Raw genomic sequence first — 21,686 nt, 5'->3', positions numbered from 1 at the left:
CTCAAGCCAAACGGATTCATCAGCATGAATGGCAACTTTTATGCCAGCGCCAAAAGGCCTGTTTCACAGCCTTTGGCGCCGGCACATCAGCCGGTGTGTTCTTAAAGGGAAAGCGCGGGATGGGACACTGTTCAAAAACGAATCACTTGGCCGGCAGCCCGCCCAGCAGGGCGCGTTGCTCGTACAAGGGGTACCACTGGGCAAGGGTCCGTTGCAATTCAGCCGGCTGTGCGGCCCAGGCCTGAAACCGCTCGGGCACCGGCGTTTGCAGGACTTCGCTCAAATCGAGGCCGCGCCGGGCGCTGCCCTCCAGCAGGCTTGAGACCCACAGCAGCCAGTCGCGCGTCTGGCCGATGCCACGGCTGTCCTTGTAAATCGGCCCATGGCTGGGCACCAGCGCTGTCAATGCAAGGCCGCCCAGCCGCTTGTCGAGCACATCGAGGCTGCGCAGCCAGCTGTTCACATCGGCATGCGGCGTGGTCGGCACCCGTTCGGCAAACACCAGCCCGCCGGCAAACACCACGCCCGTGCCGTGGTCGATCAGCAGCAGGTCATCGCCCGTGTGGCCTTCGAGCCGCAGCAGTTCAAGCCGATGCTTTCCCAGTTGCAGCATCTGCGCAAGCACTGGCGCGCGGGCGGGCGTGGGCTCGGTTCCCTTCATCCAGTCGCCGCACAGGCGGTACATGTTGCTGGCGTAATTCTGGCCCTCGGCCTGCATGCCGGCGATGCTGCCGGCCAGCGCCTGGACAGGCAGCTCGGGCCAGGCCTGGTTGCCAAAAAAGTAGTCCGGGTGCAGGTTCAGGTTGAACACCTTCACGACCGGCTCTTGCGTCACGCGCTCAATCGCGCGGCGCTGCTGCTCGCCATACAGCCTGGAGGGGCCGGTGTTGATGACCACCACCCCTTCGCCCGTGACGATAAAGCCGGTGTTGATGATGTTGCAGCCATTGCCGGGGCTGAAATCTTCCACGGCGCCCTCGAACACCCAGACACCGGGTGCAATCTGGCGCGGCTGCAAGGCGTAGTCGAGGCGCGCCATGTCGAGGGCGGCACGCTTGAGCGACGGGCTTGCAGCCGTTTGCGCCTGCGCCCCAACAGGCATGGCAAGCACGGCGGCGACCATGAGGAGCCAGTTCCAGCGCCTCATGCGGACACCTCGGCGCCAATCGGGTTGCCGTTGTTGTCGCGGCCGGCCAGCCGCAGGATGCCGTTGGGGCGTTCGGGCAGCTCGAAGGTCAGCAGCGGATTTTCCGATACCGGTTCGTGCAGGGCCAGCCGCCACCAGACACGGCCAGCATCGTCCATCAGTTGCAGGCTTTCCACGTAAAAAGCAGGTATTCCGGCCACCAGTCCGGTGTCCATGGGGTGCATGATGCGCACGCGCAAACGCTGGCTTCCGGCCAGTACATTGCTGAAAAATCGCGTCTGGACCTGGTTCAGGGTGCGGCTCCACGACCCGTCGGCCCGGGTGGTGCCGGGCACGGTGCAGCCGCCTCCTGCCGCCTGAACCCAGGTGCTTCCCACATGCCATTGCCCATCGCGTGTCTTGACCATGGCCCGCACGGGCGAAGCCTGCTCCATGCGAAATCGAAAGGCCAGCATGGGCAGGCAGCGCAGGGGCTCGAATGAAAGCACCTCGCGGATGGGATTGCGGTCGCTCACGACATCAATGCGCTCGACGCCCCCGCCCACCGAGGACAAGGCCCGGGCATCGATCAGCACCGGAACATTCATGGCATCGTCGGCAAAGGCCGGGCCCTTGACCACCACGTCCTGGCTGAAGCGCATGGGCGCATCGCCCAGATACTGCTTGCGCAGGGTCGGCCATTGCATGGAATTCAGGGGGTCTCCCCCCGTAGGATCTTCCCCGGCCCACAGCGCCAGCGGCATGCCACCGGCAACAGCAGCGGCCGATCCCACGCGCAACAGCATTGCTCGTCGATCAATCCATGATGTCATCGTTGTCTCCTAATCCACTTGGCCCTGCCGGACCGTTGCCGATTCAGGCCGCTCCACGCTGCTTGATCCAGCCTCGCTGCGGGTCGTAGCCCCACCAGGCAAGTCCAAAAAACACGGCCGTACCGAACAGCACCACCGCCCAGGACAGCGCATTGATCTGTCCATACATGGCAAAGCGCATGGCTTCGACCACATGGGTAAAAGGATTCCACTGCGCCAGGATCAGCAGCCACCAGGCTCCCGACTCCTCCAGCTTCCACAAGGGATAAAGCGCCGGGCTGATGAAGAACATCGGAAAAATCACGAAGTTCATCGTGCCGGCAAAGTTTTCAAGCTGCTTGATGTACACCGACAGCATCAGCCCCAGCGCGGCCAGCAGCGTGGCGCCGCAAAGCATGGCCAGCACCAGCATGGGCAGGTTTTTCAGATCAAAACGCACTCCGAAGGCAAAGGCAATCAACACGAAAACCAGCATTTGCAGCAATGACAGACTGGTGCCGCCCAGCAGCTTGAAGGCCAGCAGCCAGCCGCGCGACAAGGGAGCGGTCAGCAACAGCCGCATCATGCCCATTTCGCGGTCATAGACCATCGACAAGGAGCTTTGCATGCCGTTGAACAGCGCCACCATGGCCAGCAGGCCCGGAACCATGTATTCCTGGTATTCAACATACGTCTCGTAGGGCGGAACAATGGACACGCCAAAGACGTTGTTAAAGCCTGCGGAAAACACCACGAACCACAGCAGCGGGCGTACCAGGGCAGAACCCAGCCGGGAGGGCTGGCGTAGAAATTTGTGGATTTCGCGGCCCACCACGGCACGCATGGCGCGCACGATGTGCAGGCTCAGGGGCGTGCGCGACATGTGCTTTCCTTTTCATCCACGCCCAGGGTGTCCATCACCTCGGTCGGGTGCAGCACACCCTCCAGCGGGGCCAGGCCCACCACGCCGTCGATGTGGCTCAAAAAAACCGGCTGGCGCAACTGGCCGTCCCATGGCCGGAACGACAGCCTCGGCCCCTTGAATCCATCCAGGTAAACCGTTCCGCTGCGCAAGCGCTTGAGCTGCTGCGGAATGCGGGCGTTGGGCTCGTCCACCAGCCCGGCCGCCACCGCCTTGACCGCGGCCCATGCCGCCCAGTCCTGACCCTGCATGGGCCGCTTGGCCAGCCGCTGGAAACGGCGCGAGAGCTGCGGGCCGCCGTTGCGCTCCCATTGCGGATGCCACGCAGCAGCCATCAGGCCATTGGAACCAACGACAGGGCGCGGCCACTGGGTGGCATACGGCAGCGTGCGGGCAAATTCTCCGTCGCTGTCCATGACCGCCACCACATCGTGCTCGCGCTCGCCCGTCAACAAGCGGGTATTGGACAGATCGCGCTCACGCGGGTCGCCGGACAATTTGAAGGGACGCGTCTGCGTTATTTTCAGACCGAAGCGACGCGCGGAACGGTTGAAGGCATCGGCCTGCAACTGGTCGCCCGGCAGCGGACCCTGCAACAGCAATACTTTGCGCCAGGAGCGCGCGGCCAGGTATTGGGCCAGCGAGTCGGTCAGCATCTGCCGGCTTGGAAAGGTATGCAGCAGATGCGCAGCACAACTGTCGCCGCGCAGCGCATCATTGTCCAGCCCGGTGTTGAACACCATGGCGCCCTCCAGCGCCGCCGGGGCGGTGCGCACCAGCAGGCTCATTTCGGCTACGGGCAAATCGGCAACCAGATGATGTACCCCGGCGGCCTTGAGTTCTTCCAGGGCCTTGGGCAAGGCCTGCGCATTGGACAGCAGCACCTCGCGAACCTTGAGCGTCAACCCTGCCGTTTCCAGTTCGACCGCTGAATCTTCAGCCGCCAGCCTGGCCGCATCCAGCGCACGCCCCTGGGGATGGCCCGCATAGGCGCGCTCCAGTCGCCGGGGCGCATAGCGTGCGTCGTCAGCCAGCGAGATCACGGCGACGTTCACGCTCCCTTGTGCCGCCTTGACCACCGGGGCCGCAACGCCCAGCCCAGCCAGCATCAGCATCCAGGCAAGCAGCCCACACCGGCAAAGACTGACCATCAGGGCTGCACCAGCACGCTGTGGGGAACCCGGCCCACCGCCACGGTTCGCAGCGCCTTGCCGGTGGCGGTATCGATCAGCGTCATGTCGTCCGACATGCCGTTGGTGACATACAGTATCTTGCCATCAGGGTGCGGCGCCAGACCCCAGGGCCGTTTGCCCACCAGAATGTTGCGCCGGACCTGACGTGTGGCCACATCGACCTCGGCCACATGGTTAGCCCGGCCCAGTCCGACCCACACGGTTTTACCGTCCGGGCTCAAGGTCATGCCGACCGGGGTGATGTCGGAAGAGCGCATGCCCTGCACCTTGAATTCCACCGTGCCCTTGACGCTTTGGTCCTCGGTATTCAGCACGCTGACGCTGGCCCCCAGTTCATTGCTGATCCATAGCTCCTTGCCGCCAGCCGCCAAGACGAAGCGGCGCGGCCGCTTGCCGACGCGGATATTCTTGAGCACTTTGCGCTGAGCGATGTCCACCAGGTGGACCACATTGGCGATTTCGGAGGTCACATAGGCATGCTTGCCATCGGGCATGACCAGAATGCCTTCGGGCTCACCGCCCGTCTTGACCTCGAACAGCCTGGCTTTGCTTTCGAGGCTGTAGGCGGCCATCACGTTGTCGTCTTCAATCGACACATAGGCGGTTTTTCCATCGGGGCTGAGATCGAAAATTTCGGGACTGTCGCCCACAGCGATCTGCTCAGTCATCTTGCCGCTGGCGGTATCGACAACGCCCAATTGGTTGCTGTCGCCGCAGGAGACGTAAATCTTTGTATGCGGGGCGTTAAACATCATGTGGCGCGGCCGCTTGCAAACCTCTATCGACGACAGGCGCGTTCCCTGAATATCAAAAACATAAATCTTGTTGTCCTTCTCGCTTGAAACATAAACCCGGCCTGAAGGTGATTGCGCTGCAGCCAGGCCAGTGCAGAGCGTGAGAACACCCGCAAGAAGATGACGCAACCAAGGCCGGGCATGGCCGCCGTGCATCTTAAAACTGGATTTTCGGGAATCAGGGCAAAGGAAGTCCATGAAGTTGTCTCCAGCGTTTTTCGGTGTTTTTAATCGAATGACTTAAGTTCTTGAAATAAAAAGCAAGAAAGATGCCCAATAAAAAGGAACAGAATTTGCTTATATTGGCTGTCTGGAATTTTCTGGCAGCGGCTATTTCATTTTGTTTGCGATCCCATACTATGTCACCCCTTCTTCCTGCGCCAGTAGCGCTTTCCTCTGAAGGTCATGCCTCGCGCCGTCAAATCCTTCGCTCGAGCCTGGCATGTGGGCTGAGTTGCGGACTGGGACTGGGCAGCAACGCACTCGCGCAAAATGCCAAGCCTGCGTGGCCCGTTCGGCCCATCCAGATGATCGTGCCATGGCCTGCTGGCGGCGCGACTGACCTGACACTGCGCGTACTCAATGAAGAAGCAGAACCCTTGCTTGGACAGCGTATCGTGGTGGTTAACCGGCCCGGGGCTGCCGGCACCCTGGTGGCGCCTCTGCTCAAGGCGGCAGATCCTGACGGATACACCATCGGGCAAATACCGATCACGGTGTACAGATACGCACTCATGAACCGGGTTCCCTGGGACCCGGTTCATGATTTGACGCCCATCCTGCAAGTGTCCAGCACCACCTTCGGCTTGCTGGTTCCTGCCGACAGTCCCTGGAAAAGCCTGGCCGATCTGATTAACTGGGCGCGTGAAAATCCCGGCCAACTCTTGATGGGCTCAACCGGCATAGGCACCACGGCCCATCTGGCCATGGAAGAAATACTGCTCGAAAATAACATCAGCTATGGCCATATACCCTACAAAGGCACGACCGAGCAAATGCTGGCCATCGCTTCAGGCCAGTTGATGGCGGGGGTCAATTCCACTGGCTTTGCTCCTTGGGTCGATCAACACAAAATACGGCTTCTGGCCATTTTCAGCGCTGAGCGCAGCGCCCGCTGGCCGCAGGTACCCACGTTGCGCGAACTGGGCTACGAGCGTTCGGTTTACACCTCGCCATGGGGATTGGGTGCCCCCCGTGGCACCCCGTCTGCCATCGTTCAGCTTTTGCACAATGCCTTTCACAAAGCCATTTTCAGCCCGAATCACAAAGCCGCGCTGGCCCGCTACGACCAGGACATCAACTACCTCGACACAGCCGCCTACCAACTGGCCATCAGCGAAACCGTAAAGCACGAAAAAGCGCTGCTTGCCCGCATGAAGTTGCTGGCGGTGCCGCTTTCATGACCTTTTGACTTCTTTTCAGAGATTGATCCCTACATGACCGCCATCTTGCTGAACGCACAAGACCTGCACAAGTCCTACGCAGGAAAACGCGCCCTGCAAGGGGTAAGCCTGAGCCTGCATGAGGGCGAAATCGTCGCCTTGCTCGGACCCAACGGCGCCGGAAAATCAACCCTGCTGCAGCTGCTTACCGGCTTGTTCAGTCCTGACCAGGGGCATATCCATGTCCTGGGACACGACATGCGCACCCAGGCCAGCCGGGCGCTGGCAGGCTTGGGCGTGGTGTTCCAGCAAAGCGCGCTTGACCTCGATCTGTCGGTTCAGGCCAATTTGCTGTTTCACACCGATCTGCATGGATTGGCCCGACCCCTGGCCAGGCAGCGCATTGCCGAGGCACTGGAGAAGATAGGAATGACAGCGCAGGCCAAGGCAGTCGTGCGCAGCCTGTCTGGCGGAACACGCCGCAAGGTCGAACTGGTCCGTGCCCTGCTCCATCAGCCACGCGTGCTGCTGATGGACGAAGCCACGGCAGGGCTGGACATGGCATCACGCCAGCAGTTGCTGACTGCCGTGCGCAGCCTGGCGCAGGATCAGGGCGTTGCCGTGCTGTGGGCAACGCATCTGGCAGAAGAAGTCAAGGTCGCAGATCGCCTGATCTTGCTTGACAAGGGCATGGTGCGCTTTAGCGGCTCCACCAGCGACTTTATGCAAAAGGCGCAAGCAGATGATCTGTATGCTGAGATATTCAAACACCTTGGCCAGCCAGTGTTTGAAGCTTGATACCCTGAACGCAGGGATCGCGGGGGAAGAGCCAGACTCGCTGGCCGGATTTTCTCCCCTTGCCAGCGCCCATCCTTGATAATCAAATGCCTTGGCTACTTGGACCTCCCTGTGCGCATGCAGGCTGGACCCGCTTACCGTGAATAACCACAGACGCCTTCAATCAACGGTGACGCTGCATCAAGCCGTCGGGGAATCGCCTTCGCTTGCACGGCTGACGCAATTGGTTCGCGAATCCAACGAGCGGCTTAAGGCAATCGAGGCGCTGATTCCAAGCGGCTTGCGCCCTGCCGTCAAGGCCGGGCCGATTGATGGCGAAAACTGGTGCCTGCTGGTAAGCGGCAATGCCGCATCCGCGAAAATCCGCCAGTTGATTCCCTTGATGCAGGCCAGTTTGCTCCGCCAGGGCTGGAAAGTGGCGTCCATTCGACTGAAAATACTGATCGCAAAAAGGCAGTAATTCCATCAGGATAGAGGGAACCTTGGGAATGATCGTTTGTATTTTGCTAATTTACCAATGAAAAAGGCCGCTAGGTGTATGTCCCTAGCGGCCTTTGTACAAGTGAATGGTGCCGCTTGTCGGAATCGAACTGACGACCTACCGCTTACAAGGCGGTTGCTCTACCAACTGAGCTAAAGCGGCGCGGATGGTATTCTACTTCACTCGTTTGAGCGAGGGCCGTGGGCGTGATGGCGGTTTGGGGGGGTCGGGTACGTCTGTTTTTTTCTGCTTGCCCGAGCCGGCAGCGGAACTGTCTGGCACGTTTTCCACCAACTGCATGATCTTGCTGTCAGGCGTTTCCGAAGGAGCTTCTTCTATCGCTGCCGGTTTAGTGTCTCGACCAGACGCTGCAGGCGCAATTGTCTGTGAATCATTGGCGCCGGCAAGCCCTTCGGGGCTTGTTTCAAAAGGAAAGGCCATACCTTGCCCGTTTTCACGGGCATAGATGGCAATCACATGACTGATGGGTACCAGTATTTCCCGGGCGCTTCCACCGAAACGCGCCTTGAACTCGATGAATTCGTTACCCAGCGTCAGCGAACTGGTCGCGTCAAAGCCGATATTAAGTACGATCTCGTTGTTTTTGACATACTCGCGCGGCACCTGCACGGTGTTATCGACCGACACGGCCACATAAGGCGTAAAGCCGTTGTCGGTACACCATTCGTACAAGGCACGTATCAGATAAGGGCGGGTTGACGTGGCGTTGGGTGCGTTCATGAATTCGGCCAAGGTGCTTATTCCGGTAATTCAATGCGGCAATTATTTGCGCATGACCTTTTCAGAAGGCGTCAGCGCTTCGATGTAGGCTGGACGGGAGAAAATTCGTTCAGCATACTTGAGCAGCGGCGCCGCGTTTTTCGACAGGTCGATACCGTAGTAATCCAGGCGCCAGAGCAGCGGGGCAATCGCCACGTCCAGCATCGAAAAACTGTCCCCCAGCATGAACTTGTTCTTCAGGAAAATTGGCGCGAGCTGCGTCAGGCGGTCGCGGATATGGGCGCGTGATTTTTCGAGCGCTTTCTCATTGCCCTTGGAAGCGCGGGATTCAAGTGCGCTGACATGAACAAACAGCTCTTTTTCAAAGTTCAGCAGGAACAGGCGAACGCGTGCACGGTCCACCGGGTCGCCGGGCATCAGTTGCGGATGCGGAAAGCGCTCGTCGATGTACTCATTGATGATGTTTGATTCATACAAAATCAGATCCCGCTCGACCAGAATCGGAACCTGGCCGTACGGATTCATCACGTTGATGTCTTCAGGCTTGTTGTACAGGTCCACGTCGCGAATTTCGAAATCCATGCCCTTTTCAAACAATACAAAACGGCAACGGTGCGAGAAGGGGCAGGTTGTACCTGAATAAAGGACCATCATGATTCGGAACTCCTAAAAACAAAAGAGTGGAAGGCTAAGATTCAAACCTTAGAACCATCCACTCCGAAAGTGCCGATGCGCGCCAGGGCGCACCCAGGGCACGTTGATCGGCGCAAAAATTACTTGACGTCTTTCCAGAACGCCGCATTGAGGCGCCAGGCAACAAAGGTCAGGCCAAGCAGGAATATCAACACCCAGACGCCAATGCGAACTCGGGTATTTTGCACGGGCTCGGCCATCCATTGCAGGTAACCGACGAGGTCACCCATGGCTTGGTCATATTGCAGTGGCGTCATGGCCCCCGGAGTCACCTGTTCCCACCCCTTGAAAACGGCAACCTTGTGGCCATGCTCTTCGTGTTCGGCATACACGGGCTTGCGCACGCCCTGCAGTTCCCAAAGCGCATGCGGCATCGCCACATTGGGGAAAGCCAGATTGTTCCAGCCTGTCGCCTTGGTTTCGTCGCGGTAGAAGGTGCGCATGTAGGTGTAGAGGTAATCGGCACCCGTGCCGCCAGCGCCGGCACGCGAGCGTGCAATCACGGTCAGGTCGGGCGGAGTGCCGCCAAACCAGTCCTTGGCCTGTTTCGGATCAATCGCGGCCTTCATGGTTTCGCCGACTTTTTCAGTCGTGAAAAGCAGGTTGTCCTTGATCTGCTGGTCAGTCAGACCGATGTCTTTCAGACGGTTAAACCGCATGAATGCTGCCGAGTGGCAGTTCAGGCAGTAGTTGACAAACAGCTTGGCGCCGTTTTGAAGGGCAGCCACATCGTTGGTCTTGTTGGGAGCTTTGTCCCAGGCAGGGCCACCTGTATTGGCTTGTGCGCCAGCCAGCAGGCCGACTGCCGTGATCAGGGCGAGGATGATTTTTTTCATGGTTATAAATTCCTGCTCAGTGGGCCGCAAAAATAACGCGGTCGGGAACGCGCTTGAAGGTGCCCAGCCGGCTCCACCATGGCATCAGCAAGAAGAAACCGAAGTAGAACAAGGTACCGACTTGCGACACACGCTCGCCAATTGCTGAAGGAGGCTGCACGCCCAGGTAACCCAGAACCAGGAAGTTGATCACAAAGATGCCGTACAGGTATTTATTCCAGCTCGGACGATAGCGGATCGATTTGACTTCGCTGTTGTCCAGCCAAGGCAGGAAGAACAGGATGACGACCGCGCCGCCCATGACGACAACGCCCCAGAACTTGGCATCGATCAGCAGCATCGCACCAACCACCGCCACAGCGGCACCCACGATGATGAGTTTGAACAGACCGGCAATTTTGGCTTTGAGCACGCCCAGCACGGCACCGGCCAGTACACAGGCGATCAGTGCATACATCATCTCGCTGGTAATGGCACGCAGCATCGAGTAGTAAGGCGTGAAATACCAGACTGGAGCAATGTGCAGAGGCGTTTTCAGCGGGTCAGCGGGAATGAAGTTGTTGTATTCGAGGAAGTAGCCACCAAACTCTGGCGCAAAGAAAATGATGGCGCTGAAAATCATCAGGAAAATGCTGACGCCAAAAATATCGTGCACCGTGTAGTAGGGGTGAAAAGGGATGGCGTCCAGCGGATGGCCATTGGCATCGCGCGGTGCGTTCGGACCCTTGACCTCGACACCATCGGGATTGTTGGAGCCGACTTCATGCAGCGCGATGATGTGTGCCACGACCAGGCCCAGCAGCACCAGTGGCACGGCAATGACGTGAAAGGCAAAGAAGCGGTTCAGCGTCGCATCGCCGACCACATAGTCGCCGCGAATCAGCAGCGCCAGATCAGGACCGATGAACGGGATGGCGGCAAACAGGTTCACGATGACCTGGGCGCCCCAGTAGCTCATCTGGCCCCAGGGCAGCAGGTAGCCCATGAAGGCTTCGGCCATCAGCGCCAGAAAAATCGCGCAGCCAAACACCCAGATCAACTCACGCGGCTTGCGGTAGCTGCCGTAAATCAGACCGCGGAACATGTGCATGTACACCACGACAAAAAAGGCCGATGCCCCGGTGGAATGCATGTAGCGGATCAGCCAGCCCCAAGGCACATCGCGCATGATGTACTCGACCGAGCCAAAAGCCAGCGAGGCTTCGGGCTTGTAATTCATCGTCAGGAAAATGCCGGTGACGATCTGGATGACAAGCACCAGCAAGGCCAGCGAACCAAAGATGTACCAAAAATTAAAATTCTTGGGCGCGTAGTATTCGCTCAGGTGCTCTTTGTAGAGCTTGCTGGCTGGAAAACGATTGTCTAGCCAGTTCATCGCTTTATCAGCGATGGGGGCATCGGGGGAAATTTCTTTGAATTCAGCCATAACTGATCCTGGTTCGGTGGGTTGCTTTGGCCGTGGGCTTGATACCGTGCGAGACGGCAGGGTATCGATTGCGTGCGGCAAGGTCTTGTGGAAGAGGTGGCGCGCCCTCAGGCCTTTTTGTCTTCACCAATCAGCAGCTTCGCATCCGACAAGTACATGTGCGGAGGCACTTCCAGATTATCTGGCGAAGGCTTGTTCTTGTACACGCGGCCTGCCAGATCAAAGGTTGATCCATGACAAGGACACAGGAAACCACCCGCCCAATCGTCAGGCAGGGAAGGCTGGGCGCCGGGCTGAAACTTGTCCGACGGCGAGCAACCCAGGTGCGGACAAATGCCGACCACCACCAGCGTGTCTGCCTTGATCGAGCGATTTTCGTTGCGCGCGTAGGCAGGCGTCCAGTCAGGCAGCTTGCGTTCCGATTTCGGGTCGGCCAGAAGAGGATCGTTCTTGGGCAGACCAGCGAGTTGTTCAGGCGTGCGCTTGACAATCCAGACCGGCTTGCCGCGCCACTCCACGGTCATTTTTTCGCCGGGTTTCAGGGCTGAAATATCGACCTCGACCGCAGCGCCGGTGGCCTTGGCGCGTTCAGACGGCTGGAAAGTGCTCACAAAGGGGACTGCTACGGCGGCAACGCCTGCGCCACCCATGGCACAGGTGGCAACGATCCAGTTTCTTTTATCTTTATCGACAGGCGCGCCGTGTGGCACACCCATTACGCTTGCTTGGGTCATGAAAATCCTTCAAGAACTGGCTTGAAAAAGGCATAGTGGGGGATCAACCTGCAATTGTAGCGGAGCGAGAAACGGTTTTTCAATTGCCACGCCCCCGTGCCAAGCCATCCAGCCCCATCATTTTTCGCTGCATGGAGGCGCCTACTTTGTTGCAAATCCGGCTTTCGGGCAGCCTGAAAACCCATGTCGCGGCGACATAATTGCTGGCCGTCACCCGCGGTGCGGTGCCGGTGCAACAACCACAAGCAATAGGGGAACAGCATGGGAATGATGCAGGAATTCAAGGAGTTCGCCATCAAGGGCAACGTGATCGACCTGGCCGTTGGCGTGATCATCGGGGCGGCCTTCAGCAAGATTGTCGACTCCGTGGTCGGCGACCTGATCATGCCGGTGGTCGGGGCGGTGATCGGCAAGCTGGATTTTTCCAATATGTTCGTGGTGCTGCGCAGCGTACCTCCGGGCATTCCCACGACGCTTGATGCGCTGAAAAAAGCCGGCGTTCCTGTGTTTGCCTATGGCAACTTCATCACGGTGGCGGTCAACTTTGCGATCCTGGCGTTCATCATTTTCCTGATGGTCAAGCAGATCAACCGGCTCAAACGCCGCGAAGTGGTTAAACCCACCACGGCTCCCGCCGAAGACATCATGCTGCTGCGGGAAATCCGTGACAGCCTGAAAAAGCAAGCCTGATTTCAGGCTATACAGCCAGATGGCGCGCCATGCGGATGGCGGCGAGCAGGCTGGAGGCGTCAGCCTGGCTGGTGCCCGCAATATCAAACGCCGTGCCATGGTCCGGGCTGGTACGCACCAGCGGAAGCCCCAGCGTGACGTTGACGCCCTGCTCCACCCCGAGGTATTTCACCGGAATCAGGCCCTGGTCGTGGTACATCGCGACCACCACGTCAAACTCGCCGGGTTTGGCTGGCGCGCTGCGCGCCCGCATGAAGACCGTGTCCGGCGCGAAGGGACCGCGCGCATCCAGCCCTTCCTGCACAGCGGCGGCAATGGCCGGAGCAATGATCGCCTGCTCTTCACTACCGAACAGCCCGCCCTCGCCAGCGTGCGGATTCAGGCCCGCCACGGCAATGCGCGGCGGCCGCCCCAGGCTGGCGCTTACCGCCGTGTGGGTAATGCGCAAGGTTTGCAGCACGCTGTCAAAAGTCACGGCCTCAATCGCATTTCTCAGCGACATGTGGATGCTCACCAGCACGGTTTTGAGTTCGTCGTTGGCCAGCATCATGCGCACGGGAACTTCGCTCACCGGTTTGCCCAAAAATGCGGCCGCTTCGGCCTGGAGCATTTCAGTGTGTCCCGGAAAACGCGCTGCCCAGCCACCGGCAGCGGCCAGCGCTTCCTTGTGAATCGGCGCCGTCACCATCGCTGCAGCCTGCCCGGCGAGCACGGCGCGTGCGGCCCAGACAATGCAGTCGGCGGCGGCCTGCCCTGCCAAAGCACTGATTTGCCCATAGGGGACGAGCGCAGACAGCTCGCATTTTTGCAGCACACCGATGCAGTTCGGCGGCACGGACAGCACGTCGGCCAGCGAGTCGAGTTGCGCCACCGGCAGGGCCAGAACGCCGGCTTTCGCAGCGATCAGCGCGCTAGCGCGGCGCAGCGTCGCCACGTCACCGACCACCACGCAGCCCGCCAGGTCGTCCGGTGAATCGCGAAACGCCCGGGCGATGATTTCAGGGCCAATGCCGGCGGCATCGCCCATGGTGATGAGGATTGGTTTTTTCATGCGGGGTTGTCAATGTCGATGAACTGGTGCTGCAGCCCGAATTGCGCCGCAACCTGCGCAGCCACGGCAGGCGCGCCGTAACGCTCCGAGGCATGGTGGCCGCAGGCGATGAAGGCCACGCCCATCTCGCGCGCATAGTGGGCTTGCGGCTCGGAAATCTCGCCGGTGATGAACGCGTCGGCGCCGGCGGCAATCGCAGCTTCAAAATAGCCTTGCGCGCCGCCGCTGCACCACGCTACTTTTTTGATAGCTGCTTCCGCACAGCCCACCTGCGTAACAGGCCTTTTCAACGTGATTTTAATGTGTTCAGCCAGCGCGTCAATGCCGGCAAAGCTGCCACCATCGCTACGCCCGCCCAGAAAGCCCAGATCCTGCTCGCCGAAGCGCGCGCTGGCTGTCAAGCCAAGCTGCAGTCCGAGCTGCGCATTGTTGCCCAGTTCAGGGTGCGCATCGAGCGGCAGGTGGTAGGCAAACAGGTTGATGTCGTGGGCCAGCAGCAGCGCCAGCCGCTGCTTCATCCAGCCAGCCACACAGCCGTCCTGGCCGCGCCAGAACAGGCCATGATGCACAAAAATGGCATCGGCTTGCGCCGCAATCGCCGCTTCAATCAGCGCACGGCTGGCCGTGACACCGGAAATGAGGCGGTGAACCTGCGTTTTCCCCTCGACCTGCAGGCCGTTGGGGCCGTAGTCCTTGAAGTGCGCGGGCTGCAGCAGCGCATCAAACGCCTGCAGCAAATCCTGTCTCGTGGTGGTACTCATGCCGGGATTGTCTCAGGCCAGCGCTGCGTATCGCCTATTTTGATTTTTTCCCGGATTCACAGCTTTCCAGGGCGCTGCGTCCTACGCAAAGCCGTCATGCATACCGCACAATACACATTCGGCGGCGCCGGCCCACGGGCTGCGCCGCGACCCTAAGCTTTCATTCACGCCTGCCCATTTCTTTCTTTTAATCCATGAAGCGCACCTGGCTCCTGTTTTCCCAGACCGTCACTATTTTGGTGGCGGCTTATTTCGTGGTTGCCACGCTGCAGCCGCAGTGGCTGAATAAGCGAACCTCGCTGGGCGGCGTGTCGGTCATCGAGGCACCGTCCAGCAGCGTGCCACGTGCCATTGGTTCATCCAGTCCAGCCGGCAGTTTCGCTGCGGCGGCAAAAATAGCCTCGGCGGCCGTGGTGAGCATCAACACCAGCAAGGCCGCCGTCAAAAACCCGCAAATGAACGACCCCTGGTTCCGGTTTTTCTTTGGCGACCAGAATCCGGGCGAAGCCCAGGCCGGACTGGGCAGCGGCGTGATCGTCAGCGGCAGCGGCTACATCCTGACCAACAACCATGTGGTTGAAGGCGCCGACGAGATCGAGGTGGTCCTCAACGACACCCGCAAGGCCAAGGCCAAGGTGATTGGCACCGATCCCGACACCGACCTGGCGATTGTCAAGATCGAGCTGGACAAGCTGCCCGTCATCGTGCTGGGCAACTCGGACGCGCTGCAGGTGGGCGATCCGGTGCTGGCCATCGGCAACCCGTTTGGCGTCGGCCAGACCGTGACCGGCGGCATCGTGAGCGCGCTGGGACGCAACCAGCTGGGCATCAACACCTTCGAGAACTTCATCCAGACCGATGCGGCCATCAACCCAGGCAACTCGGGCGGCGCGCTGGTCGATGTGAACGGCAACCTGCTGGGCATCAACACGGCGATTTACTCCCGCTCGGGTGGCTCCATGGGCATTGGTTTTGCCATTCCCGTTTCGACCGCCAAGCAGGTGCTCGAAGGCATCGTGAAAGATGGCCAGGTCACGCGCGGCTGGATTGGCGTCGAACCGCAAGAACTCAACGCCGAACTGATCGAAGCCTTCAAGCTCAAACCGGAGGCGGCCAAGGCGGGCGGCGTCATCATCACCGGCGTGCTGCAAAACGGCCCGGCCGCCCAGGGCGGGATCCGGCCCGGCGACGTGATCACGGCGGTCAATGGCCAGCCAGTCGGCAATGTGAGCCAGTTGCTGACGGCCGTGGCCGCACTCAAGCCCGGCGTCCCCGCCCCGATGACGGTGCTGCGCGACAATGGCCCGGTCGAGATTGCGGTGACGCCCGGCAAGCGCGAGCGGCCCCGGGTTCAGCGCTGAGGCTCGCGCTCCACACCAGCAGCGCTTGCTACAAAATCAATAGCTGTCAGCGCATGTGCATATTGCGCAAAGCACTGATTTGACTGAAGAAATTACCGAAAAACCTGCAAGACTCAGGGTTTGGCCGCTTCGGTGTCGGTATCGGGTGCCTTGGTGCTCTTGACGAACATCTGCGCAGCCAGGATGCCCACTTCATACAGCCCGCCGACCACCATCAGCAGCATGATCATCGAACCCGCATCGGGCGGCGTGACCAGCGCGGTGCCAATGGCGGCAATCACCCAGAAGTAGCCCCGGTACTGGCGCAACTGGGCCACGCTGAGAACGCCCATGCGGACCAGCAGGATTACCGCAACCGGCACTTCAAAGGCCAGACCGAAGGCCAGGAACATGCCGAGAACGAAGTTCAGGTATTCCTCGATGTCAGGCGCGGCGGTGATCGACTTGGGCGCAAAGCTCTGGATAAAGCTGAACACCTGGCCAAAGACAACGTAATAACAAAACGCCACGCCGAAAAAAAACAGCAGCGTGCTGGACACGACCAGCGGCATGACCAGTTTCTTCTCATGCGAATACAGGCCGGGCGCGACAAAAGCCCAGACCTGATACAACACCACCGGCAGCGCAATCATGAAGGCGGCCATGAAGAGTATCTTGATGGGCACGACGAATGGCGAAATCACGTTGGTGGCGATCAGGGTCGCACCCTTGGGCAGGCTGGCGATCAGCGGCGCGGCCATCAGGTCGTACAGCGCGCCAGGACCGGGGAAAAACGCCAGCAGGGCGGCCGCCACGCCAATGGCGATCACGGCCTTGATCAGCCGGTCGCGCAACTCCATGAGGTGCTGCACAAAGGGCTGCTCGGTGCCTGCGAGTTCGTCGGGCTTGTCGCCGCCGGGGGAGTTGGGATCGCTCATGAAGGAAGTTTGCGCTGTATGAATTGCGCCGGCTTGCGCGCAAAGGGGGAATCAGGAGAATGCTTCACGCCTTGCGGCTGGGCTGCGGACGGAATCGTGCCACCCGGGCCGCGCCGGACTGGGCCTTGGTGCGAATGCCCGAACGGGCCTTGAACCATTGCGGCGTGGCTCCACGCTTGAGCCGCCACTTCTTTTTCGGGTTCCGGTACTCGGGAAAAGCCTCAAAGCCCGGCAATGCATCGGACGACGTGCTGCCCGTGGTTTCAGACCAGGATTTTTCAAAATCACTGGCGCCGGTCCTGATCGAGTTCTCAACGTCCCGGGCAGCGTCCTCGACGCTTTCCTTCATTTTCTTGAACTCGTCGAGTTCCATGGAGCGGTTGACCTCCTGCTTGACATCGTTGACATAGCGCTGCGCCTTGCCCAGCAGCGTACCGACGGTGCGGGCCAGGCGCGGCAGCTTTTCCGGGCCAATCACAATCAGGGCCACCGCGCCAATCAGGGCGATTTTGGAGATGCCGAGGTCAATCACGGCGGGTCAGGCGAAAAAAGAGGAAGTACAGGCCGGCATGCTGCGCGAATCAGGACTTTTGCCGGGCTTCGACGTCAATCGTGTTGCGCTCGGCCTTGTCAGCCGCTTGGGCATTGGTGACCTGGCTGGCCGGAACCACCGGTTTTTCGTCAGCAGGAGATTGCCCGCCATCTTTCATGCCGTCCTTGAAGCCCTTGACGGCGCCGCCGAGGTCGCTGCCCATGTTGCGCAGCTTCTTGGTTCCGAACACCATCACCACGATCAACAGCACGATCAACCAGTGCCAAATTGAAAATCCACCCATGTTTTGCTCCTAGTCTGAATAATAGACAACTGACTGATATGTTTACGACAGGTGCCGATTCTAAAGGCCCCGTGTGACGGCGCCTATGACCCTGCGAGCCTGCTGGATAGTGAGAGTCGCTGTCATCGAAAGGGTTCCCGTGACCTCAGCCCTTGAGCCACGGCCGGGGGCCGCCAATCACATGCATGTGCAGGTGATGCACTTCCTGGCCGCCCTCTTCGCCGGTATTGATCACGGTGCGAAAACCGCCCGCCGGGTAGGGATTGCAGCCCTGCTCCACCGCCAGCCGGGGCGCCAGCACCATCATCCGTCCCAGCAGCGCCGCATGCTCGGGTCCGACCTGCGCCATCGACGGGATATGCAGTTTGGGAATGATCAAAAAATGCACCGGCGCCCAGGGATGGATGTCGTGAAAGGCGAACAAGTCGTCGTCTTCGTACACCTTGCGGCTGGGAATGGCGCCGGCGGCGATTTTGCAGAAAATGCAGTTTTCAGAATGGCTCATGCGGTCTCCACGGAACGGCCGGCGTTCATGCGCACCATGCCTTTGACAATACGGTAAAGGAACCAGATCGAAATCAGGCCCCAGGCGATCCAGCCCGGAACGATGAACAGCAGCCACAGCCAGGAAGTCAGCAGGTACAGCACGCCCGCCCACAGCACCGAACGAATCCGCCAGCTGAAGTGCGAGGCCTGCCAGGTGTTGGCGGCGTCGCCCTTCTTGACCAGGTCGATCACCAGCGCCACCACCAGCAGGGCGATGGAAACCTGGGCGCCCGGCAGCACCGCCGCCACCGCGACCACCAGGTGCAGCAGGTAGCTGACCCAGCCCCAGGTTCTGAGCCCTTCGTCGGGCTCTATCGTCACGATGTCATCGCGCATGGCAACTCCCCTTGTCAGTCGTTGATGGCTTCCCGGTGCTGCGCCTTGCGCAGCGCCTTTTCCTCGATGCCGCTGGTGCCTTCGCGGCGCTCCAGCTCGGCCAGCACATCGGCGGGGCGCAGGTTGTAATGCGCCAGCGCAATCAAGCTGTGAAACCACAGGTCGGCCACTTCGCCGACCAGCTTGCCGTTCAGCTCGGGCGTAGGGCCGCCATGGTCGATGTCCTTGGCGGCCATCACGGTTTCGGTGGCTTCCTCGCCAATTTTCTTCAAAAAGGCGTCTGGGCCCTTGTGCAGCAGGCGCGCCACATAGCTTTTTTCAGGGTCGCCGCCATGGCCGGGCTTGCGGCTTTCGATGATGGAGGCCAGACGCTCAAGCGTGTCGTTGGAATTCATGGTGTGCATTGCCGATTATTTGTAGATGCTGGCGGGGTCTTTCAAGACCGGCTCGGTCGCGACCCACTGGCCGTCCTTGTAAAGGCTGAAAAAGCAGCTGTGGCGGCCGGTATGGCAGGCTATTCCAGGTTCGTGACCGAGCTGTGTCACCTTGAGCAGCACCACGTCGCTGTCGCAGTCAAGCCGGATTTCATGCACCGTCTGCAGGTGGCCGGACTCCTCGCCCTTGTGCCACAGGCGGCCGCGCGAACGGCTGAAATACACCGCCTGGCCCAGTTCGGCGGTTTTTTGCAGCGCCTCGCGGTTCATCCAGGCAAACATCAGCACGTCGCCGCTGGCGGCTTCCTGCGCAATGACGGGCACCAAGCCCTTGTCGTCCCAACGGACCGTATCTAACCAATTCATGAGGGTATTGTCTGCGATTGCGGCATGCTGTCCTGCGGGGGCCGGGGTGGCCTTGCAGCGCCTGCCGATACTATGAAATTAATAGCTGAAAGCGCCCGTCCACCAAGCGCAAACGGCCTGAAATGCTTGAAATTCAGAGCCGAACCGGAATGCCGCGACTGGCCATGTGGCGCTTGGCTTGAGCGACGGTGTATTCGCCGTAGTGAAAAATGCTGGCCGCCAGCACCGCATCGGCACCGCCCAGCTGCACGCCGTCGGCCAGATGGTCGAGGTTGCCGACGCCGCCCGAGGCGATCACCGGCACGCTGACGGCATCGCTCACCGCGCGCGTCAGTTCCAGGTCGAAGCCCGACTTGGTGCCGTCGCGGTTCATGCTGGTCAGCAGGATTTCGCCCGCGCCGCGCTGCGCCATCTCAACGGCCCAGGCCACGGCGTCCAGCCCGGTGTTCTTGCGCCCGCCGTGGCTGTACACATCCCAGCCCGCACCGCGCAGCAGGGCATCCTCGTCGCTGCGGCGCTTGGCGTCAATCGCCACCACGATGCACTGGGCGCCGTATTTGGCCGAGGCGTCGGTGATGACCTGCGGATTGGCCAGCGCGGCCGAGTTGAAGCTGGTCTTGTCGGCACCCGCGTTGAGCAGCCGGCGCACGTCCTCGACCGTGCGCACGCCGCCGCCGACCGTCAGCGGAATGAACACCTGCGAGGCCACGGCCTCGATGATGTGCAAAATCAAATCGCGCCCGTCGCTGGTGGCGGTGATATCGAGGAAGGTCAGCTCGTCGGCGCCCTGGTCGTTGTAGCGGGCGGCAATCTCCACCGGATCGCCGGCATCGCGCAGTTCGACGAAATTGACGCCCTTGACGACCCGGCCGCCGGTGACGTCCAAGCAGGGAATGATGCGTTTGGCGAGCATGTAGCGCCTAGCCGTTGAGTTCGTCAGCGCGCTCTTGAGCCGCTTCAAAATCCAGGTCGCCGCTGTAGATCGAGCGGCCGCAGATCACGCCCTGCACGCCCTCGTCCTCGACGGCGCACAGCGCGTCGATGTCGGCCATGTTCGACAGGCCGCCCGAGGCGATCACCGGGATCGTCAGCGCTTGCGCGAGCTTGACGGTGGCCTGGATGTTGATGCCGCTGAGCATCCCGTCGCGGCCGATGTCGGTGTAGATGATGGACTCGACGCCGTAGTCCTGAAATTTCTTGGCCAGATCGACCACTTCATGCCCGGTCAGCTTGCTCCAGCCGTCGGTGGCGACGCGGCCGTCTTTGGCGTCCAGCCCGACGATGATGTGGCCGCCAAAGGCGGTGCAGGCGTCCTGCAGGAAGCCCGGGTTCTTCACGGCGGCGGTGCCGATGATGACGTAGCGCAGGCCGGCATCAAGGTAGCGCTCGATGGTGTCCAGGTCGCGAATCCCGCCGCCCAGCTGCACGTCGATTTCGCTGCCCACCTCGGCCAGGATGCGCTTGATGGCCGCTTCATTCTTGGGCTTGCCCGCGAACGCGCCGTTCAGATCGACCAGGTGCAGCCGGCGCGCCCCCTTGTCAACCCAGTTGCGCGCCATGGCCGCCGGGTCTTCACTGAAAATGGTGGACTGGTCCATGTCGCCTTGTTTCAGGCGGACGCAGTGACCGTCTTTGAGGTCAATCGCGGGGATGAGTAGCATGTTGGGCTAGGGAAAAGCAGTTGATGAGGTTGAAAAAAGGACTTGCCCTGGCAGGGGCGCATCCGGGAGAAGAAAAAAGAAAATCAGGGATTCCAGTGCAGGAAATTACGGTACAGCGCCAGCCCCTGGTCAGCACTTTTCTCGGGGTGAAACTGGGTGGCAAAAATATTATCGCGCGCTATCGCCGCTGCAAAGCGCCCGCCATAGTCCGCCTCGCCAGCGATGTGGCGCGCATCAGACGGACAGGCGTAAAAGCTGTGCACAAAGTAGAAATACGAGCCATCGGGCACGCCGGCCCACACCGGATGGGCCTGCACACCGTCCGGGCGCGACTGGTAAACCTGGTTCCAGCCCATTTGCGGCACCTTGAAGCGGCTGCCGTCGGGCTGGAGTTGTCCGGCCAGGTCGAACTTGACGACCTCGCCGTGGATCAGCCCCAGGCCGGGCGTGGGCGCGCCGTCCAGCCCCTCATGGCTGTTGTCGAGCAGCATCTGCATGCCGACGCACACGCCAAACAGCGGCTTGTGGCTGGCGGCGTGCAGCACGGCGCCCAGCATGCCGGAGTGTTCCAGCGCCAGCATGCAGTCGTGCATGGCGCCCTGGCCGGGCAGCACGACGCGTTCGGCATTCAGCACGTCCTGCGGGTTCGACGTGACCAGCACCTCGTAGCCAGTGCCCTGCACCACATGCCGGACCGCCTGCGAAACTGAACGCAGGTTGCCTGAACCGTAATCGACCACTGCCACCGTTTTCAAATTGGACATTCGGAAGGGATTTAAATTGCTATGT

General features: G+C 60.5%; 28 protein-coding genes and 1 tRNA gene. 5 read left to right on the top strand and 24 right to left on the bottom strand.

From position 1 onward, the window contains the following. Nucleotides 1-142: 142 nt before the first annotated feature. Genes PNAP_RS03595 through PNAP_RS03575 form a run of 5 tightly spaced genes read right to left on the bottom strand, consistent with a single transcriptional unit; the run spans nt 143 to nt 5,003 of the window. The gene (locus PNAP_RS03595; RefSeq protein WP_011800139.1) at nt 143-1,147 is read right to left on the bottom strand and encodes a quinoprotein relay system zinc metallohydrolase 1; all 1,005 of its coding nucleotides are present in this window, start codon (nt 1,145-1,147) and stop codon (nt 143-145) included. Further along, nucleotides 1,144-1,959: a quinoprotein dehydrogenase-associated SoxYZ-like carrier gene (locus PNAP_RS03590; protein WP_011800138.1), complete on the bottom strand. Its 816-nt coding sequence runs from the start codon at nt 1,957-1,959 to the stop codon at nt 1,144-1,146. The genes PNAP_RS03595 and PNAP_RS03590 overlap by 4 nt, the downstream gene beginning before the upstream one ends. 43 nt (nt 1,960-2,002) lie before the next feature. Next, entirely contained in the window at nt 2,003-2,821 is an 819-nt protein-coding gene (locus PNAP_RS03585) for an ABC transporter permease (protein WP_011800137.1), read from the bottom strand. Beyond that, entirely contained in the window at nt 2,803-3,975 is a 1,173-nt protein-coding gene (locus tag PNAP_RS03580) for an ABC transporter substrate-binding protein (protein ID WP_232290747.1), read from the bottom strand. The genes PNAP_RS03585 and PNAP_RS03580 overlap by 19 nt, the downstream gene beginning before the upstream one ends. A gap of 35 nt (nt 3,976-4,010) precedes the next feature. Further along, a complete protein-coding gene (locus PNAP_RS03575; RefSeq protein WP_041376501.1) occupies nt 4,011-5,003 on the bottom strand; it encodes a PQQ-dependent catabolism-associated beta-propeller protein in 993 nt (330 codons plus the stop codon). A gap of 113 nt (nt 5,004-5,116) precedes the next feature. On the opposite strand from PNAP_RS03575, the gene PNAP_RS03570 reads away from it, so the two are divergent. From PNAP_RS03570 to PNAP_RS03560, 3 genes are all read left to right on the top strand, one after another. Then, nucleotides 5,117-6,250, top strand: coding sequence for a Bug family tripartite tricarboxylate transporter substrate binding protein (locus tag PNAP_RS03570; RefSeq protein ID WP_011800134.1), 1,134 nt, complete (start codon nt 5,117-5,119; stop codon nt 6,248-6,250). A 33-nt stretch (nt 6,251-6,283) separates the two neighbouring features. Next, the gene (locus PNAP_RS03565) at nt 6,284-7,027 is read left to right on the top strand and encodes an ATP-binding cassette domain-containing protein (protein ID WP_011800133.1); all 744 of its coding nucleotides are present in this window, start codon (nt 6,284-6,286) and stop codon (nt 7,025-7,027) included. A gap of 139 nt (nt 7,028-7,166) precedes the next feature. Next, nucleotides 7,167-7,487, top strand: a complete 321-nt coding sequence (locus PNAP_RS03560; protein ID WP_049763635.1) for a hypothetical protein — start codon at nt 7,167-7,169, stop codon at nt 7,485-7,487. A 107-nt stretch (nt 7,488-7,594) separates the two neighbouring features. On the opposite strand, the gene PNAP_RS03555 is transcribed toward PNAP_RS03560, so the two are convergent. From PNAP_RS03555 to PNAP_RS26800, 7 genes are all read right to left on the bottom strand, one after another. Then, nucleotides 7,595-7,670: transfer RNA gene (locus tag PNAP_RS03555), tRNA-Thr, on the bottom strand. Between the two features lie 12 nt (nt 7,671-7,682). Then, nucleotides 7,683-8,249, bottom strand: coding sequence for a ClpXP protease specificity-enhancing factor (locus PNAP_RS03550; RefSeq protein ID WP_011800131.1), 567 nt, complete (start codon nt 8,247-8,249; stop codon nt 7,683-7,685). A 42-nt stretch (nt 8,250-8,291) separates the two neighbouring features. Then, on the bottom strand, nt 8,292-8,903 hold the full coding sequence (locus PNAP_RS03545) for a glutathione S-transferase N-terminal domain-containing protein (RefSeq protein WP_011800130.1): 612 nt from the start codon (nt 8,901-8,903) through the stop codon (nt 8,292-8,294). Between the two features lie 119 nt (nt 8,904-9,022). After that, entirely contained in the window at nt 9,023-9,778 is a 756-nt protein-coding gene (locus PNAP_RS03540) for a cytochrome c1 (RefSeq protein ID WP_011800129.1), read from the bottom strand. 16 nt (nt 9,779-9,794) lie between these two features. After that, on the bottom strand, nt 9,795-11,204 hold the full coding sequence (locus PNAP_RS03535) for a cytochrome b (RefSeq protein WP_011800128.1): 1,410 nt from the start codon (nt 11,202-11,204) through the stop codon (nt 9,795-9,797). 107 nt (nt 11,205-11,311) lie between these two features. After that, entirely contained in the window at nt 11,312-11,938 is a 627-nt protein-coding gene (gene petA, locus PNAP_RS03530; RefSeq protein ID WP_011800127.1) for a ubiquinol-cytochrome c reductase iron-sulfur subunit, read from the bottom strand. Then, nucleotides 11,935-12,201, bottom strand: coding sequence for a hypothetical protein (locus PNAP_RS26800; protein ID WP_157040206.1), 267 nt, complete (start codon nt 12,199-12,201; stop codon nt 11,935-11,937). The genes petA and PNAP_RS26800 overlap by 4 nt, the downstream gene beginning before the upstream one ends. Between PNAP_RS26800 and mscL the strand changes: the two genes are divergently transcribed. Further along, complete coding sequence (gene mscL / locus PNAP_RS03525; protein WP_011800126.1) at nt 12,200-12,628, top strand: large conductance mechanosensitive channel protein MscL; 429 nt, start codon at nt 12,200-12,202, stop codon at nt 12,626-12,628. The genes PNAP_RS26800 and mscL overlap by 2 nt on opposite strands. 7 nt (nt 12,629-12,635) lie before the next feature. Here the strand turns inward: mscL and pdxA are convergent, their stop codons facing one another. Together pdxA and PNAP_RS03515 are read right to left on the bottom strand one after the other, a co-directional pair. Then, entirely contained in the window at nt 12,636-13,679 is a 1,044-nt protein-coding gene (gene pdxA / locus PNAP_RS03520) for a 4-hydroxythreonine-4-phosphate dehydrogenase PdxA (RefSeq protein ID WP_011800125.1), read from the bottom strand. Further along, nucleotides 13,676-14,440 (bottom strand): Nif3-like dinuclear metal center hexameric protein, encoded by a 765-nt coding sequence (locus PNAP_RS03515; RefSeq protein ID WP_011800124.1) that lies wholly within the window; start codon nt 14,438-14,440, stop codon nt 13,676-13,678. Before PNAP_RS03515 ends, pdxA begins: the two co-directional genes overlap by 4 nt. A gap of 194 nt (nt 14,441-14,634) precedes the next feature. On the opposite strand from PNAP_RS03515, the gene PNAP_RS03510 reads away from it, so the two are divergent. Then, nucleotides 14,635-15,801 (top strand): S1C family serine protease, encoded by a 1,167-nt coding sequence (locus tag PNAP_RS03510; protein ID WP_011800123.1) that lies wholly within the window; start codon nt 14,635-14,637, stop codon nt 15,799-15,801. Nucleotides 15,802-15,914: 113 nt separating this feature from the next. Here PNAP_RS03510 and tatC read toward each other — a convergent pair whose 3' ends face one another. The 10 genes from tatC to hisH all read right to left on the bottom strand — a co-directional run bounded on the left by tatC (nt 15,915) and on the right by hisH (nt 21,661). Beyond that, complete coding sequence (tatC, locus tag PNAP_RS03505) at nt 15,915-16,718, bottom strand: twin-arginine translocase subunit TatC (protein WP_011800122.1); 804 nt, start codon at nt 16,716-16,718, stop codon at nt 15,915-15,917. Between the two features lie 64 nt (nt 16,719-16,782). Beyond that, nucleotides 16,783-17,250 (bottom strand): Sec-independent protein translocase protein TatB, encoded by a 468-nt coding sequence (gene tatB, locus PNAP_RS03500; RefSeq protein ID WP_011800121.1) that lies wholly within the window; start codon nt 17,248-17,250, stop codon nt 16,783-16,785. Between the two features lie 49 nt (nt 17,251-17,299). Beyond that, nucleotides 17,300-17,554, bottom strand: coding sequence for a Sec-independent protein translocase subunit TatA (tatA, locus tag PNAP_RS03495; protein ID WP_011800120.1), 255 nt, complete (start codon nt 17,552-17,554; stop codon nt 17,300-17,302). Between the two features lie 145 nt (nt 17,555-17,699). Beyond that, nucleotides 17,700-18,059, bottom strand: coding sequence for a histidine triad nucleotide-binding protein (locus PNAP_RS03490; protein ID WP_011800119.1), 360 nt, complete (start codon nt 18,057-18,059; stop codon nt 17,700-17,702). After that, nucleotides 18,056-18,436, bottom strand: coding sequence for a DUF4870 family protein (locus tag PNAP_RS03485; RefSeq protein WP_011800118.1), 381 nt, complete (start codon nt 18,434-18,436; stop codon nt 18,056-18,058). The genes PNAP_RS03490 and PNAP_RS03485 overlap by 4 nt, the downstream gene beginning before the upstream one ends. Nucleotides 18,437-18,450: 14 nt before the next feature. Then, on the bottom strand, nt 18,451-18,831 hold the full coding sequence (locus PNAP_RS03480) for a phosphoribosyl-ATP diphosphatase (RefSeq protein WP_041376972.1): 381 nt from the start codon (nt 18,829-18,831) through the stop codon (nt 18,451-18,453). A 15-nt stretch (nt 18,832-18,846) separates the two neighbouring features. Then, nucleotides 18,847-19,236, bottom strand: a complete 390-nt coding sequence (gene hisI, locus PNAP_RS03475; RefSeq protein WP_011800116.1) for a phosphoribosyl-AMP cyclohydrolase — start codon at nt 19,234-19,236, stop codon at nt 18,847-18,849. Between the two features lie 133 nt (nt 19,237-19,369). Next, nucleotides 19,370-20,149 carry an imidazole glycerol phosphate synthase subunit HisF gene (hisF, locus tag PNAP_RS03470; RefSeq protein ID WP_011800115.1) on the bottom strand — a complete coding sequence of 260 codons (780 nt, stop codon included), beginning with the start codon at nt 20,147-20,149 and terminating at the stop codon, nt 19,370-19,372. A 7-nt stretch (nt 20,150-20,156) separates the two neighbouring features. Then, nucleotides 20,157-20,897 (bottom strand): 1-(5-phosphoribosyl)-5-[(5-phosphoribosylamino)methylideneamino]imidazole-4-carboxamide isomerase, encoded by a 741-nt coding sequence (gene hisA / locus PNAP_RS03465; RefSeq protein ID WP_011800114.1) that lies wholly within the window; start codon nt 20,895-20,897, stop codon nt 20,157-20,159. Nucleotides 20,898-20,980: 83 nt separating this feature from the next. After that, on the bottom strand, nt 20,981-21,661 hold the full coding sequence (gene hisH / locus PNAP_RS03460; protein ID WP_041376498.1) for an imidazole glycerol phosphate synthase subunit HisH: 681 nt from the start codon (nt 21,659-21,661) through the stop codon (nt 20,981-20,983). Nucleotides 21,662-21,686 lie beyond the last annotated feature (25 nt).

This window comes from Polaromonas naphthalenivorans CJ2, from assembly GCF_000015505.1.
Taxonomy (GTDB): domain Bacteria; phylum Pseudomonadota; class Gammaproteobacteria; order Burkholderiales; family Burkholderiaceae_C; genus Polaromonas; species Polaromonas naphthalenivorans.
Note: the sequence above shows the minus strand (reverse complement) of the source record. Positions and strands in the feature narration are given on the sequence as shown.